Source organism: Terriglobus sp., assembly GCF_965201105.1.
Taxonomy (GTDB): domain Bacteria; phylum Acidobacteriota; class Terriglobia; order Terriglobales; family Acidobacteriaceae; genus Terriglobus.
The window spans coordinates 316,866-332,293 of record NZ_OZ241741.1; the positions used below are offsets into that span (position 1 = coordinate 316,866).

Genomic DNA, 15,428 nt, shown 5'->3' on the forward strand with positions numbered 1-15,428 from the left:
CGCACCTTTCCCTGTCGAACTGCGCGGTTATGCAACGGACAGATTTACGTCGATATTGCCGCGCGTCGCGTTGGAGTACGGGCAAACCTCGTGCGCCTCGTGCACCAGCTTTTCCGCCTGATCGCGCTCCAGGCCGGGCAGGTGCACAACCAGGTCCACGCCGATTCCAAAGCCCTTTGCGCCGTTTGCCAGCGGACCAAGATTTACCGACGAATCTATCGATACATCGTGCACCGGAATCTTCTGCGTGCCGGCGACAAGTTTAAGTGCGCCGATAAAGCAGGCCGCGTAGCCGGCGGCAAACATCTGCTCGGGATTGGTGCCTTTCCCGCCGCCGCCCATACCCGTTGGCGGATCGAGCTTTACATCCAGCTTGCCGTCGTCGGACTTTGCCACGCCGTCGCGGCCTCCGGTCGCGGTTGCGTGCGCGGTGTAGATCACCTTATCCAATGCCATAGTTTGCTCCTTCGTCAGTTGGATGCGCGTGCGGCCAGTCCGCTTCGCCGTAATCGGACAAAGGTTTGCCTGGCTTGTTACAGTGGTAGCTCTCGTGCCAATGCATTTTTCCCGATGCGCAGAACAGGCACGCAGTTGAGGAGCGCCGAATCCATGCCGCATAGTGCTTTGAAGTCCTCTGTTGTCCTGACGACCGCTGCCGCTTTGGCGCTCGCCGCCGTCTCCGTTTCCGCGCAGCGGCCGCATGCGCGGCCCGAGCCGGTGAAAGGTCCGTGGATGGATGCGAGCCTGCCGCCTGACCAGCGCGCCGACCTGGCCCTGAAGCAGATGACCCTGGACGAAAAGATCGCCATGCTGCACGGCAATGGCATGGCGCATGTGCAGGAATGGGAGATGCCGCTGACGTACCAGATGAACGGCGGCGCGGGTCTGGTCGTAGGCGTGCCGCGGCTCGGCATTCCGCCGATTGTGATGAGCGATGCGGCGTATGGCGTGCGCTCCAGCGGCGATAACGGCCGCTACTCCACGGCACTGCCGTCGAACTTTGCGTCGGCGAATAGCTGGGACACGAACTCTGCGTGCGAATACGGCAAGCTGATCGGCACGGAACTGCGCAACCAGGGCTTCACCATGACGCTGGGGGGTGGCGTGAACCTGACGCGCGAGCCGCGCAACGGCCGCACCTTTGAGTACATGGGCGAGGACCCGCTGCTGGCGGGCACGCTGGTCGGCAACCGCATCAAGTGCGAGCAGGCCCAACATGTGATCGGCGACATCAAGCACTATGCCGTGAACGACCAGGAGACGGGCCGCAACATTGTGGATGCGCGCATCTCCAGGCGCGCGCTGCAGGAAACGGATCTGCTCGCGTTTCACATCGGCATCAACATCGGTCACCCCGCGGCGGTCATGTGCTCGTACAACCGCATCAACGGCGACTACGCGTGCGAGAACACCTACACGCTGCACGATGTGCTGAAAGGGCAGTGGCAGTTTCCGGGTTTTGTCCTTTCCGACTGGGGCGGCACCCACTCGACCGCAAAGGCGAGCGCGGCAGGCCTGGATAACGAACAACCGCTGGATACGTACTACGGCGATGTACTGAAGACCGCCGTCGAGCAGCACAAGGTGCCCATGTCTGACCTCGACGACCACGTGCGGCGCATGCTGTACGGCGAGTTTGTCAGCGGCATCGTCGACCACCCGACGCAGAAGTCGGTGCCCGACGTGGAAGCCGGTTTGGAGACAGCGCGGCACATGGAAGAAAAAAGCATCGTGCTGCTGAAGAACGAGCATGCCGTATTGCCGCTTGGACCCAAGGTGCGCACCATTGCGTTAATCGGCGGGCACGCGGATGTGGGCATGATCTCCGGTGGCGGCTCGGCACAGGTGGACCCGCCGGGTGGCAATACCGTGGCCGTGAACGGCCGCAAGGGTGGCTTCTGGCAGGCGCATGTGTACTTCCCAACGTCACCGCTGAAGGCGCTGCAGGCGAAGATGCCGGGAGCCCGCATCACTTACACCTCGGGTGATGACCCGGCGGCAGCAGCGGCCGCGGCGCGTGGTGCGGACGTTGCAATCGTCTTCGGCACGCAGTGGACCAGCGAAGGCATGGACCTCTCATCGCTCTCGCTGCCCGACAACCAGGACGCGTTGATCGAGCAGGTCGCTTCGGCGAACAAGAACACGGTGGTTGTGCTGGAAACGGGCACGGCCGTGACCATGCCGTGGCTGCCCAAGGTGGCGGGCGTGGTCGAGGCCTGGTACGCGGGCTCGGCGGGGCACCATGCGTTGGCGAATGTGTTGACCGGCGAGGTGAACCCGACCGGCAAGCTCGCCATGACTTTTCCGGCGAGCGAGGCCGACCTGCCGCACCCAACGATTGCGCACCTCGCGCCGGGTATGCAGGACACCAGCAGCAGCGGTGTGAACACCGGCACCGGCACAGGCTACAGCGTCAGCTATGACGAGGGGCTGAAGGTTGGGTACAAGTGGTACGAATCCGAGCACAAGCAGCCGCTGTTTCCGTTCGGCTTCGGGCTGTCGTACACCACGTATGCGTACTCGGGGCTGAAGACGGATGCGTCGGCGAAGTCTGTCACCTTTAGCGTGAAGAACACGGGCAAGCGCGCCGGTACGGAGGTCGCAGAGGTGTACGCGACGCTGCCCGACGCAGCGGGCGAGCCGTTCCAACGGCTGGCTGGATGGCAGCGCGTCGATCTGCAGCCGGGCGAGTCGAAGACGGTCACCGTGATGCTGGCACCGGATGTTCTGCAGGTGTTCGACGAAGGCGCGGAGCGCTTCCACATGGTGCCGGGAACGTACGGCGTGCGTGTTGGCGGATCGAGCGCGGACGAACCGCTGAAGGCGACGATGGAGCTGCAGTAAGCGAGCAAGCGAAAGCGGGCGGCTCTGCCAGAAGGGCAATGTGAGTCTACGGAGGGTGGTTCAGCTCTATCGAGCGATCGAATCGGCTGAAATGCTGGACCTTAGGAAGACGGGTAACTTCCATGCTTCTCCGAACGGGACGGAGTACAAGGGCTTCTTCTTTTCTCGTTCTGATGCAGAACGCTTTAGAGCGCGGCAGATAGACTTCGGTGGGCCGAATACAACAGTAGTTCAAGCAAGCGCACCACTTGTTCTGATTGAAAGATCACCTGCGCACGGTGCTGCAAGCGAAGGTGCTGGTGTTCTAATACGGAATGATGAGCTTGTATGGGTAACGAGTCATGAATGACACGCTTCAGCTCTACATTGTGGATAGTGATGGGAAGCGTTCGCTTGCTCTAAAACAGGGCTTGGCTTCATTGTGCCGCTGGATTTCTATCGTTCCAACTTATGCGGAAGCGCTAAGTCTGAGTGGGGGACTTGATGCAGTGATGGTCCCACTCATGGCCGCACTCGAGTGGGGCAGTCTGCCACCTTCTCCAACTCTGTATCAGACTCAGGTCGTTCGCACCCCTTCGTTCGAACGGGAAAGAGGCCGGCCAGACTTCGCCATTCCAGGAGTGGCCATCCAGCCAGGTGAGGTGCTAGCACCCGCGGAGGCGACAACGCTCATCCTCCGTGAGAGTCTGCTTGCGGTGTCCCGATTCAATCAGCATGCTGACGGCAAGATTCGGCGAATCGGAGCCTCATCCATTGGCCTAGGCCTGGATAGGCTGCCAGTAAGGCAAGCAATTCTGCTGCTTGAGAGCGCGGCCCAGTACATCGACTTAGGACATGACTCGAGGAAAGTCGCTTAGTACTCAAAGACGTGTGGGGCAGGGTAGGTGAGCGTGCCGTCGGAGCGTTGGTAGGGGATGAAGATGCGCTTGCCGCCGTCTACCGTGGTGCCCACGATGACCGTGGTGCCGAAGACGCCGCTGCCGTCTGTGACGGACTTGTCGACGTGGTGCGTGGTGATGGGCTTTCCGATGGGACTGTACTTCGTCCAGTCTTCGATGAAGCGGTCTTCCGGGTAACCGTGGTACTTGTCCGGGTGCTGTTTCCAGTCCTTGTCATTCTGGTAAATGCCATACGCGGTGTCGTAGTCTTTCTGCTCCAGCGCGGTGAAGAACCGATTGATCTTGTGTTCGATTGGAAGATTGCTGAACAGCCACCCGTGCCCGGTAACAAAGCCCGCGAAGGCAAGCACCAGCAACAGGATGAACAGCGCGACGGCTGCGATCAGGGACAGGCGCACCAGCTTTTCGCGTCGTTCGTCGTAGGCGGGGGCATTCAACAGCGTCATGGTCCGATCCTTTTGCCGTGTTGGCGTGTTCATTAGACACCGGCAGATTGCAAAGAGGTATCTCAGCAGGCAGCGCAGTCAGGCGTGTAGCGAGTTGCACGTTACGGTGCACGCATCAAGCGCACGATGCCCTTGCAAAGAACGCGCGTGCTCCGGTCGAAATCATACTTGCCAGTTTGTTAAAAGAAGCGTCCGAGCGTGAAGATGATTTTGCGGTGGTCGTGGTCGCCAATCGCCGGTCCAAAGGTGATGGCGCCGAGCGGCGTCTCCGCGGCCAGGCCGAGGAAGACATCTTGCCGGGTCACGACGGAGCTTGTCGGGGAATACATCTGACCCGCCTCATAGGTGCCAAGTACATAGATCGACTGTCCCAGCGGTGCGGGCAGCGAGGCGATGCGGCGGAAGTAGGCGGGCCGCACCAACCAGTAATCGGTGCCGCGGTACTCCTCAAACGTCGATGCTGACAGACGCAGCGGGCCGCCCAGCGTGAAGCGGAACGGGTCGGCGATGTTGCGGCCGGCAAAGGTGCCGCCCTCACCCGATAGCGAAAGCGTGTTGCTGTGACCGATGTCGCGAAAATAGCTCGCCAAACCCTGAATGCGCGGCGCGTTCTGGCTGCGCACGGTGTCGAACTGATAGCCCGCGTTCAGTTCGGCGCGCAGGCCGTGCAGCGGAATCAGATCGCGGTCTTGCCCGTTGAAGCGATACAGGACGCGCGCCAGTTGCTGGTGCCCGTTGAAGTCGGGCAGGCCGTCGATGCCGGTTTCGGTGTGCCAGCGATTGGTGTTCTCCTGCCATCCAGCGCGTAGCTCCGTGAAGTGGGACAGGGTGTAACCCAGGTCAACGCCGCCGCCGGCCTGGATCTGCTGGCGCTCCGCAACCTTCTTCTGGTTGCCCCAGATGTAAACCGGTGTACGCAGAAAGGTAAGCCTTGGTGCGACGAACAGGCCGCCCCGCGTGATGCGCTTGTAGTACTCCGGTTCCAAAAAGGTCAGAAAGCCAAAGCGAATCGTTGTGCGCAATTCCGAGCGGTAGCCGCCGAAGTCCTGTTGCGTGAGCACCGCGTCGATCGTGGCGCGGGATACGCCGCCGGTCTGCGCGATAACGTTGCCGCCGATCAGTAGGAACGGCGGTCCGAATGATTTGTCGCGCACAAACAGGTTCAGGTCCAGGTCATTCGGGCCCGGCTTGTAGGTGGACGGAGGCGTTGCCGTGGCGACCACCTGGCCCACGCTGATGGGCACGACGGTTTCGTAGGTTGGCTTGTCAGGTTGTTTGGCGGGCGTGGCATCGCGGCTGCCCACTGGAATAGTGTTGTTCACCGGCTGCGTGCTCACGGCCTCTCCGTGCGCGCCGCTGGCGGCCTCCGTTTCCGTTTCGCCTGTTTCACCGTATTCCTGGGCCGCTGTTTCGTCGCCGGGGCCGCGCTTTTCCCGCGGATGCAGGAGTTCGCGACCCTCCACATGGCGGCCTTCGTTGGCGGGACCCGTTACATGAAAGTCGACCTTCTGGCCGTGCGAAGAAAGGAAGTAGTCGGAAAGGAACCGGCCATCATTGCGAACTTCGTTCTGTGCCTGATCGATGCGTTCGGGCTGCAGCGGCTTTCCAATAAGCGGTGCGGCAGTATCCCGAATGCCGTTGGCCACGGAGTGTGTGGGGGCGAGCACGTTGACCTGCGCGATATTACCCAGGGTTCCACGGAAGCGCTCCCGGTGTTGGGCGAGGTATTGCTCCCATTGCGCATCGCTCAAGCGATACGGCAGCAGTTTGTCGCGCACCTTCTCTGCGGCCGCGTAGCCGGCCTTGGCCAGGTCGGCGGAGCGCGCATAATCGGCGGCACCCACACCCGCAGGAGCGGTTGGCTCGACCAAGACGTTTGCCAGGCTGCGGGAGCGGACCTCATTGGACCAGGACGCCACGGAAAAGCTGCGCTGCAGAATGCCGAGCAGCGAACCGGTGTCGCCGCGGTCGGGCGGCGTTAGTGGCAGCGACACCGCGATGACCACGTCCGCGTGCAGATCGCTCTTCACGGTGTCCACCGGCAGATTCTCTGTCAAGGCGCCGTCCACGTAGGTGTGACCACCATCCTCCAGCGGGGGAAACACGCCCGGGATCGAGATGGAGGCGCGCACTGCCTCGGCCAGCGGGCCCTGCGTGAAGACCGCTTCGCGGCCCACCAGGATGTCCGTGGCGACGCAGCGGAAGGGGATTGGCATGCGATTGAAATCGTAGGCGGCACCGTAGGGCAGGAACTGAGCATTCAGGAACTCGTCCAAGCCGTAATCCAGCAGCACGCCATTGCGGAACGAAACGCCGTGCTTCAGCCCCAGATTGAAGCCGCCAGGCAGAAAACGGGCGTCCTCGCGGCGGCGGAAATTGATCTGCCGGAAGTCGGTGCTCAGGCGAAAAACCTTGGAGAAGACCTGGTCGCTGGTCAGATCCTGAATCTGCGCTGGCGAGTGGCCGGTGGCGTAGAGCGCGGCGACCAGCGAACCCATGCTGGTGCCGGCAATCGCGTCCACGGGAATGTGGTGTTCGTCGAACCACTGCAGCACGCCAATCTCGCTCAGCGCGAGCGCGCCACCGCCGCCCAGCGCCACGCCGATGCGCTTGCGCCCCAGTGGCGGCGGCGGCGCGTAGACCGGCTTTAGTACGGCTTCGTTGGAGCGTCCGCTGAAGTCCTGGGCGGGCCAGGCCAGCTGCATGGGCGGCCGCGCACCCGCGGGGGGAACGCCGGGCTTGCTGCCGCTTTCGTTCTGCGTCTCTCGGTCCTGCTTTGGCACATTTCGGGCGGAGGGTGCGTTGCTGGCCCCGGCCGCTTCTGCTGCCGCCGCGTCGGGTGTCGGAGGCACCTGCGCCCTGACGGCAGCGGGGCCAGCGGTGCCAAGAAAGCAGCCGAGCGCAAGCGAGGTGGATCGTGCAACAAACCTTTTCCGAATCATGCCTTGTCCATACGATGCACGCCAGCCGGGTTGGATTGTGAAAGGCGTCTCCTGTTATGAATGAGCGATGCGACCATGGTTGCGCCTGAACGAAGCGGGATTGGATGTGCTGGCCGCGATTCGCGCACGCCGCGACACGTCACGGGCCGCGCGGCGGCGTGCGCTGGGGGACGCGGGTGAGCGGCGTGCCTACTTCCACCTGAGGCGGCTCGGCTACGTGATCGTCGCCCGGCAGTGGCGCGCACCGAACCTGGACGGTGAAATCGACCTGATTGCCTGGCACGGTGAAACCCTCTGCTTTGTTGAGGTGAAGACCCGTGCGTCGCGTGACCAATACGCGCCGGAGCGGCTGGTGCATGGCGACAAGCGGCACGCGTTGCGCCGCATGGCCCGGGCCTATGTGCGCGGTCTGTACTCCGACGGAGACCCGCTGCCCAACATGCGTGCCGACGTGGTCACGGTCCTGCGGCTGCGGCGCGAGTGGCGCGTCCAGGTGCAGACGGATGCGTTCTCGCTACGGTCGGAATAGGTACGACGCTGCTTGCAGCGAGCGGGAGGCGCCTACCGCCCTTCACGCAGCCGCAGGGCCAGCCGCTCTGGCAAACCGGCCATTAGGATGCGGCCCTGTGCGCGCGCCAGGTCGTACGGTTCACGGTAAAAGGTGAGTTCGTTCGATTCTTCGTCCAGTAGGGCAAATGCCGCGCGCCAGTCGCCGTCGCGGGGCTGCCCGACGGACCCTGGGTTCACCATGTAGCGGGTTCCGTCGGTATTGAGCGGCAAGATCCATTTGCTGCTGCCGTTGCGATGCGCCGGCTGAAAGCCAAGCCACTGCGATCCCAGAGCGTGAAAGCCACCCTGCACATGCGTGTGGCCGAACAGCGTGACGCGATGTTCGCTGGCCTGCAGCGTGCCCCAGGCGTCGCGGATGTTGAGCACGTAGATGTCCTCGCCCGCGGGCGAACCATGCGAGATCAGGCTGGATGAGCCCGGCGGTGACAGCGGCCCCTGCGGCATCGCCTCCAGCCAGGTGCGTGACTCCGTGGTGAGCACGCCCATGGTCCACTCCACCGCCTGCCGCGCCGTGGGGTTGAAGTGCGTCGCCGGCATGACGCCGCTGCAGACCTTGTCGTGATTGCCGCGCACGCTGGCATCGGAGCGATCTCGCATCACGGCGACGCATTCGTTCGGACTTCCGCCGTAGCCGACAACGTCGCCCAGGTTCCACACGGCATCATGCGGCGGCGCGGCGGCCAGCACTGCTTCCAGAGCTTCCAGGTTGCCGTGAATGTCGGAAAGAATGAGCGCGCGCATGAGTTGGGTGCGAACAGCGGGGCGTCTGCGGCCTTTGCCATGATAGTCCCGCAGGCCTCGGCGAGGAATGTCGCGACGGCTGCCAGCGAAGACGACGGCGAGCTTCAGCGGAGCGTAGCGAGCGGCGCGGCGCGGTCCGTGCGCATGGTCGGCGCGGCGGCAAGCAGGCGCTGCGTGTACGGGTGCTGCGGGTTGCGGAACAGGTCCTCCGCGCGCCGTTGTTCCACGATTTGGCCGTGCTGCATCACCGCTACGTGGTCTGCCACTTGGGCGGTCACGGCCAGGTCGTGCGAGATAAACAGCATCGCCAGGCCGTGCTGCTCCCGCAGCCGCCGCAGCAGCTTTAGGATCTGCGCCTGCACCGTGACGTCGAGCGCGGTCGTGGGCTCGTCGGCGATCAGCAGTGCCGGTTGGTTGACGACCGCCATTGCGATCAGAATGCGCTGGCGCTGGCCGCCGGAAAACTGGTGCGGGTAGTCGCCGTAGCGCCGCGAAACATCGGGCAGCGCGACTTCCTCCAGCGATGCCAGAACACGCTCGCGCACCTCGGCTTTCGCAAGCTTCGGATGGTGCGCGCGCACGGCCTCGGCGATCTGCTCGCCAATGGTCAGCACCGGATTCAGCGCGGTCATGGGCTCCTGAAAGATCATGGCGATCTCGCGGCCGCGCAGGCCGCGCATTTTGTCCTCGGGAAGCGCGAGCAGGTCTTGCCCGCGGAAGCGGATGGCGCCGGTCAATCTCGCCGATGGTGCGAGCAGCCGCATGACCGCAAAGGAAGTGACGGACTTGCCGGAGCCGGACTCGCCAACCAACCCCAATGTCTGGCCCGGCGCGATGTCGAACGAAATGCCATCGACCGCAGTGTGCTCGCCAAAACGGATCCGCAGGTTGTCAACCTGCAGCAGCGCTTCGTGTGGCGTTGGCGTTTCGCCGGTCAGGCCGGCGTCTCCGTGCTCTGCTGCAGAGCGTCGAGCGTCTTCTGCAGGCTGGCCGCGTCCTCGACATTTAGTCCGGTCAGATCGCGGTCGATCTGGCGCAGCAACCCGGTCAGCACGCGACCGGGGCCGACCTCCACGAAGGTCGTTGCACCGCACATCTTCATCTGCGCGATACAGTCCGTCCAGCGCACGGCGCCGGTGACCTGCCGAATCAGCGAGTCGCGCGCGTCCGACCGGCGGGTGACCATGCGCGCGTCCACGTTGCTGGCGACGGGAAACGCGGGATCGAGAAACACCATGCGCTCCAGGTCGGCGGCCAGGCGCTCGGCCGCGGGCGCCATCAGGTTGCAGTGGAAGGGAGCGGAGACGGGCAGCATGACCGCGCGCTTGGCGCCCGCTTCCTTGCACAGGGCGACGGCACGCTCTACCGCGGCGGTCGCACCGCTGATCACCGTCTGGTCGGGCGAGTTCAGGTTCGCGGGTGCCACCGTGTCGTTCAGGTCGTCGCTCGCCTGCTGACACAGGTCGTTGATGCGGTCGGGCGCCAGGCCAAGAATCGCAGCCATGGTGCCCTTGCCTGCGGGTACCGCGTCCTGCATGTAGCGGCCGCGGTTGCGCACCGTAACCACGGCATCGGCGAAGTTGAACGTGCCCGCGACCACGTGCGCGGAGTACTCGCCCAGCGAGTGCCCGGCCGCAAGCGCCGGCGCAACACCTTTGTCCGCCAGAACGCGGGCCGCTGCCACGCTGGCCGTCAGGATCGCGGGCTGTGTGAACTCTGTCCGCTTTAACTGCTCTTCGGGTCCGTTGAAGCACAGGTCCGTCAGCGAGTAGCCGAGCGCGTCATTGGCCTCATCGAATACGGCTTTTGCGGCGGGAAACTGCTCGTAGAGTTCGCGGCCCATGCCGACGGTCTGGGATCCCTGGCCGGGGAAAAGAAAGGCAATGCTGGCTGCGGCGCTCATGGAGTTGATGATACTGCCGCCACGCGCAGGCCCGTTCCACGAACGGCAGCGGACCGGGCGAGCCGCTGGGGTAAGCAGGTCTAAATGCCGACGCCAAACTCCAGGTCAGAGCGATCGCCCGAATGCGCGTAGTAGTCATACGGCGTGCGCCGCTTGAACTTGTAGCGGGAGCGCAGCTCCCGGCCTGCATACAGGCCAGCGGCGACGACGGCGACCGCACCGGTCACCCACGCTGCCGTCGTGGCGACTCCCCCCAGAGGACGTTCTCCACGGACCGCTGCCTCGACTCGCCCCGGCAGCTTTTGCAGTTGCTCCATCTGCTCGGTGAGACGTCGTTCGAATTGCTGCAACAAAGCGCGGCGCTGGCGGTTGAACCTCATGCGACACATGATAGCGCAGCGCATGAAGGACTCACCTGGCACTTTCGTCCGGTCCAGCGGCCCGCATGGGTCAGCCTGCGTGGCAGCGGCACGGGGGCGTAAAGCGGCGCGTATCCTCACGACTGCGATTTGGCACAGCGCACCTTTTTCCTGGAGCCCGTGTCTAACCTGCAGGTGCGAGAGTCTATGAAGCGACTTGGAATCTTCCCAGGCATGTTGGCATTGGTGGCGTTCGCGGCGCCGGTTCTGGCCCAGGCACCCTATCCGCCGCCGCCTCAGGCATTCGCCACCATTGTGCGCCAGGCACCGCAGCAGAGCAGCTTTACCCTGGACCGTTCCATGCTGGCCGCGGCCGACGGCTTCCTGAACGGCACCAGCCCTGACGGCCATCGCATCGCCGCCGGGCTGAACAGCATTACGTTCACGAATTTCCACTATCACGATTTTGCGGACTACGACGGACCCGCATTCGGCTCGCTGAATGCGGCCTATGAGGCCTCCGGGTTTCACCACCTGGTGAACGCAAACGCGAACAGCCGCGCGCCCATGCTGACCGACGTGTGGCTGCGCACCCAGGGTTCCATGGTGACCAACATGGTGGTGCTGACCCGCGGCGATCGCAACATGAACGCAATCACTGTGGACTGCAACCTGCGCCCACTGGACCTGCTTCACCTGAGCGGCCACTTCGGCATTCCCCAGGTGGACGCAAGCGCGGTCATGGTGCCAGCGCCGCCGCCCAGTTCCGCTCCGCCGCGGGCCGCAGTGCCAAACGTGGCCACCGGCCCGATCGCACCGGCACCCAACGTTGCGCCCGATCCGCCAGCGCAGAACGCTCCAACCCTGCACAAGCACGGCGCGGACGACCCGCAGTAAGAGCAGCACGCGGCTTCGCAGACGTGAAGATTTCTGCGGAGCCAGGGTGCGACCGGCTTAAGAGGAGGTGCGCGGCGCGAGGTTTACTGCTGCCGCTATCGCGCCGGGTAGGCTTCGATCTCGCGCAGGAGCGAAACCTTCCGCTCCGCCGGCAGGAAGCTTGCCTCCGCCGAGTTCGCCGCGAACTCCCGCATCTGCTCGTTCGTGAATTCGAAGTCGCGCTGCACGGTCTCATACTCGTCCAGCAGATCGGCGCCGAACATGGGCGGGTCGTCGCTGTTCAGTGTCACCATCAAACCGCGCTCGAAATAGTGCCGCACGGGGTGGTGTTCCATCGCGCCGCAGCACCCGGTACGCAGGTTGCTGGTCACGTTCAGTTCCAGCGGAATCTGCCGCTCGGCCAGCAGGTCCAGAAGCTCCGGGTCGTTGACCGCGCTGAGCGCGTGACCGATTCGCTCCGCCCCGATGTTGATGGCGCTCCAAATGGAACTGGCCGGAACCGATTCGCCCGCGTGTACGGTCAGGTGCAGTCCGGCGGCTTTCGCTTCTGCGTACAGATCGCGGAAGTCCTCGGCCGGCCCGCGCGCTTCATCGCCACCGATGCCGATGCCGACGATGCTGGGGTACTGCTGCTTGAGTTCCGCCGCCTTGCGAAAGACCACGGCGGCTTCTTCCACGCCAAAGTGCCGCACCGCGTCGAAGATCCAGAAGACGGTCGTGCCGAACTCCTGCTCGGCACGCGTCCGGCCACGCTCGACCGCGGCAATCACATCGTCCACGCGCAGGTGCTGCTTGAAATGAAGAATGATGCCGACGCTAATGTAGACCTCGGCGTGGCGCACGCCCTGCGCTGCCAGCCGGCGCACCATCTCATACGCGATCAGCTCGTAATCATCGGACGCCTGCAGCCGCTCGCTCACTGCTTTGAAGGCCATCAAAAAGCCGATGAAGTTTTCATACACATACAGCGCCCGCGCCGCCTCAAGCGTCAACGGTTCGGTGTTGTGCCGGTGCGAGAGCGCGACCAGCGTCTCCGGCACGATCGTGCCTTCCAGGTGCAGGTGCAGTTCACACTTTGGCAGGTGACGAAGCCAGTTGCGCGATGGTTCAATGGTCAGCATCACTTCTCAAGTCTAGGTCTTAACTGGAGCGAACCATGCCTTACTTTTCTGCTGTACTCAGCCTTGTAGTCCTCCTGTCATCCTCATCACTCGCCCAGGCACCCGTCGCGTCGAAGGATGTTCTGGAAAAGGCGACACAAGCCTCCGTATTGATCCTTACTGGCGAGGGCTCTGGCAGATTAAGTGGGATTGGAACGGGCGTGCTGGTGAGCGACAACGGTACGATCTTGACGGCATTGCACGTCATTAAAAATCAAGCAGAAGTGCAGGTGCGACTCGCAAACGGAGACGTCTTTGACAATGTCCAGATGCTTGGCATAGATGAGCGTCGGGATATCGCAGCCCTTCGCATTAGCGGAAGAAATCTGCCCCACTTGACCTGCGGGTCTGAGCAGCCCGCAACGGGTGATTCCGTGTTTGCTGTTACCAATGCCAATGGGTTGGCTTGGAGCGCGACGACAGGAATGGTCTCTGCTGTTAGACCCGCAGAGGAAGTGAGCGGTGCCGGCTCGGGCTATCGTGTCATTCAATTCAATGCAACCATTGCGCCCGGTGCGAGCGGAGGGGCGCTGCTCGGATCAAAAGGCGAACTCCTCGGAATCATCACACACGGCATGGTGAGTGGGGTCGGCTTTGCTGTGCCGTCTGAAAGCGTGCTGGGCCTGGCAGATGCACCGGTTTCGCGCGCACTTGGCTCAGGTGCCCTGCTCAAAACGCCCGCACAGACGAACGCCTTGTTACCCGCCAATAGTAGCGATGTCACGACACTCAGTCCGCAGCAGCTGATTGCCCGTGCAAAGACGGTCTACTTGCACTCCAAGACGAGCTTTCTGACGATCGATACATTGCAACGCGCACTGCTGGCGAATAAACGGTGGAACTCGCTGGGTCTGACGATTGTCGGGGACCCACGACTGGCAGACCTGAAAATCGAAGTAGACAGACCCTTATTTACGTACGTTCATACGTTTGTACTGTCGGACAACAAGACGACGATTGTGCTTGGCTCGGGCAAGCAGACTGCCTTTGACGGAACAACTGCGTCCAGCGGACTGGCCAAAGACATCGTTGCGATCCTCGCCCCCGTTCGGAATCCCAAGCAGAAAGACGAGAAAGCGGCGAAGTAACTTAGCGCGGTGCGAACTCGCTACGCTTGCGGCTGTAGAAGAAGTACACAAACAATCCGATGGTGAGCCACACGAAGAAGCGTACCCACGTGATCGCGGGCAGGCCTGCCATGAGCAGCAGGCTGAACAGAATGCTCAACACCGGTACCACCGGTCCGCCCGGAACGCAGAAGCCGCGGTGCCGGTTCGGATCGCGGCGGCGCAGCACCAGGACCCCGATCGAAACCAGAACAAAGGCAAACAGCGTGCCAATGTTCGACATCTCCGCCAAGGAGCCGACGTCAAACAAGCCCGCCGGAATGGCGACCAGGACGCCCGCAATGATGGTGGAGAACGCCGGCGTCCGATACCGTGCATGCACCCTGGAGAAAGCCGCCGGCAACAACCGGTCGCGCGACATGGCATACCAGATGCGCGCCTGCCCATACTGCCCGACCAGGATCGATGAGATCATGCCGAGCAGGGCACCGATCAGAACGAAGAGCCGCACCAGGTGCAGACGGTGGCCGCCGGGTTCGAGCGAAAGCCGCTTCAGCGCGTTCACGATTGGGGCACCGTCGCCGACCACGGTCGTCCACGGCACCATGCCAGTCAGCACCAGCGCCACCCCGATGTACAGAATCGTGCAAACAATCAGCGTGGCGATGATGCCGATGGGAACGTCGCGCTGCGGATTGCGGCACTCCTCACTGGCGGTCGAAACCGCGTCGAAGCCGATATAGGTGAAGAAGATAATGGACCCGCCGGCCAGAACGCCGGAAAATCCGTTCGGCACAAACGGGTGATAGTTGCCCGGGTGAATGAACGAGATGCCGAACAGCACAAAGGCAAGGATCGCCACGACCTTGATCAGCACCATGATGTTGTTGGTGCGAGCCGACTCACGAATGCCGAGCACAAGCACAAAGGTGATGAAGAACACGATCAGGAACGCCGGGATATCAAAGCCCGCATGCCATCCGGGGGCAAAGATGTCCTTACCGGCAAGGTCCTGTAAACCCTGCGGCAGAAACGCGGGCGAAAGCCATTTTGGGTCCATGCGCACGCCAAGCCAGTCCAGCAGGTCGACGAAATGGGCAGCAAAGCCCACCGAAACGCTCATGTTTGCGAAGGCGTACTCCAGGATCAGGTCCCAGCCGATGATCCACGCCACAAGCTCGCCCAGCGTTGCATAGGTGTAGGTGTACGCGGAGCCGGCAATCGGAATCATGCTTGCCAGCTCCGCATAGCAGAGCCCGGTAAAGGCGCACACCAGCGCGACAAGAACAAGCGAAAGCGCGAGTGCTGGACCCGCACCCGGACGGCCCGCGACCGCACCATGGTGCAGGATCAGGTCAAGGATGGGCGAGCCCTTCCAGTCGGCGACTTTCGCAGGGTTGCCGCCAATAGCGGTACCGATCACGGTGAAGATGCCGGAACCGATGACCAGACCGACGCCCAGCGCGGTGAGCGACACGGGGCCGAGTGTCTTCTTCAGTGCGGTTTCGGGCTGCTCCGACTCGCTGATCAGCTTGTCGATGGACTTGGTAGCGAAGATCTGTCGGGGCAGCGGCGTGTCCTCAGGCGGGCGGCTAAATTC

Annotated in this window: 13 protein-coding genes; 4 read left to right on the forward strand and 9 right to left on the reverse strand. The window is 63.0% G+C overall.

The window, feature by feature from the left end:
• Positions 1-27 precede the first annotated feature (27 nt).
• Complete coding sequence (locus ACOFKT_RS01320; RefSeq protein ID WP_419805642.1) at positions 28-456, reverse strand: organic hydroperoxide resistance protein; 429 nt, start codon at positions 454-456, stop codon at positions 28-30.
• A 153-nt stretch (positions 457-609) separates the two neighbouring features.
• Between ACOFKT_RS01320 and ACOFKT_RS01325 the strand changes: the two genes are divergently transcribed.
• Positions 610-2,844 (forward strand): beta-glucosidase family protein, encoded by a 2,235-nt coding sequence (locus ACOFKT_RS01325; protein ID WP_419805643.1) that lies wholly within the window; start codon positions 610-612, stop codon positions 2,842-2,844.
• Between the two features lie 853 nt (positions 2,845-3,697).
• Here the strand turns inward: ACOFKT_RS01325 and ACOFKT_RS01330 are convergent.
• Both ACOFKT_RS01330 and ACOFKT_RS01335 read right to left on the reverse strand, forming a co-directional pair.
• Entirely contained in the window at positions 3,698-4,189 is a 492-nt protein-coding gene (locus tag ACOFKT_RS01330) for a hypothetical protein (protein WP_419805644.1), read from the reverse strand.
• 179 nt (positions 4,190-4,368) lie between these two features.
• The gene (locus ACOFKT_RS01335; protein ID WP_419805645.1) at positions 4,369-7,131 is read right to left on the reverse strand and encodes a patatin-like phospholipase family protein; all 2,763 of its coding nucleotides are present in this window, start codon (positions 7,129-7,131) and stop codon (positions 4,369-4,371) included.
• A 67-nt stretch (positions 7,132-7,198) separates the two neighbouring features.
• Here ACOFKT_RS01335 and ACOFKT_RS01340 point away from each other — a divergent pair, with 67 nt between their 5' ends.
• Positions 7,199-7,660 (forward strand): YraN family protein, encoded by a 462-nt coding sequence (locus ACOFKT_RS01340; RefSeq protein ID WP_419805646.1) that lies wholly within the window; start codon positions 7,199-7,201, stop codon positions 7,658-7,660.
• A 32-nt stretch (positions 7,661-7,692) separates the two neighbouring features.
• Here ACOFKT_RS01340 and ACOFKT_RS01345 read toward each other — a convergent pair whose 3' ends face one another.
• The 4 genes from ACOFKT_RS01345 to ACOFKT_RS01360 all read right to left on the reverse strand — a co-directional run bounded on the left by ACOFKT_RS01345 (position 7,693) and on the right by ACOFKT_RS01360 (position 10,725).
• On the reverse strand, positions 7,693-8,442 hold the full coding sequence (locus tag ACOFKT_RS01345; RefSeq protein WP_419805647.1) for a metallophosphoesterase family protein: 750 nt from the start codon (positions 8,440-8,442) through the stop codon (positions 7,693-7,695).
• 104 nt (positions 8,443-8,546) lie between these two features.
• Positions 8,547-9,380 (reverse strand): ABC transporter ATP-binding protein, encoded by an 834-nt coding sequence (locus ACOFKT_RS01350; RefSeq protein WP_419807073.1) that lies wholly within the window; start codon positions 9,378-9,380, stop codon positions 8,547-8,549.
• Positions 9,377-10,345 carry an ACP S-malonyltransferase gene (gene fabD / locus ACOFKT_RS01355; RefSeq protein WP_419805648.1) on the reverse strand — a complete coding sequence of 323 codons (969 nt, stop codon included), beginning with the start codon at positions 10,343-10,345 and terminating at the stop codon, positions 9,377-9,379. The genes ACOFKT_RS01350 and fabD overlap by 4 nt, the downstream gene beginning before the upstream one ends.
• Before the next feature lie 80 nt (positions 10,346-10,425).
• Positions 10,426-10,725: a hypothetical protein gene (locus ACOFKT_RS01360; protein WP_419805649.1), complete on the reverse strand. Its 300-nt coding sequence runs from the start codon at positions 10,723-10,725 to the stop codon at positions 10,426-10,428.
• Between the two features lie 186 nt (positions 10,726-10,911).
• Between ACOFKT_RS01360 and ACOFKT_RS01365 the strand changes: the two genes are divergently transcribed.
• Positions 10,912-11,601 carry a hypothetical protein gene (locus tag ACOFKT_RS01365; RefSeq protein WP_419805650.1) on the forward strand — a complete coding sequence of 230 codons (690 nt, stop codon included), beginning with the start codon at positions 10,912-10,914 and terminating at the stop codon, positions 11,599-11,601.
• Positions 11,602-11,696: 95 nt separating this feature from the next.
• On the opposite strand, the gene add is transcribed toward ACOFKT_RS01365, so the two are convergent.
• A complete protein-coding gene (gene add, locus ACOFKT_RS01370; RefSeq protein ID WP_419805651.1) occupies positions 11,697-12,722 on the reverse strand; it encodes an adenosine deaminase in 1,026 nt (341 codons plus the stop codon).
• Positions 12,723-12,757: 35 nt separating this feature from the next.
• On the opposite strand from add, the gene ACOFKT_RS01375 reads away from it, so the two are divergent.
• Positions 12,758-13,849: a S1C family serine protease gene (locus ACOFKT_RS01375; RefSeq protein ID WP_419805652.1), complete on the forward strand. Its 1,092-nt coding sequence runs from the start codon at positions 12,758-12,760 to the stop codon at positions 13,847-13,849.
• 1 nt (position 13,850) lies between these two features.
• On the opposite strand, the gene ACOFKT_RS01380 is transcribed toward ACOFKT_RS01375, so the two are convergent.
• Positions 13,851-15,305, reverse strand: coding sequence for an amino acid permease (locus ACOFKT_RS01380; RefSeq protein WP_419805653.1), 1,455 nt, complete (start codon positions 15,303-15,305; stop codon positions 13,851-13,853).
• Between the last annotated feature and the right edge of the window lie 123 nt (positions 15,306-15,428).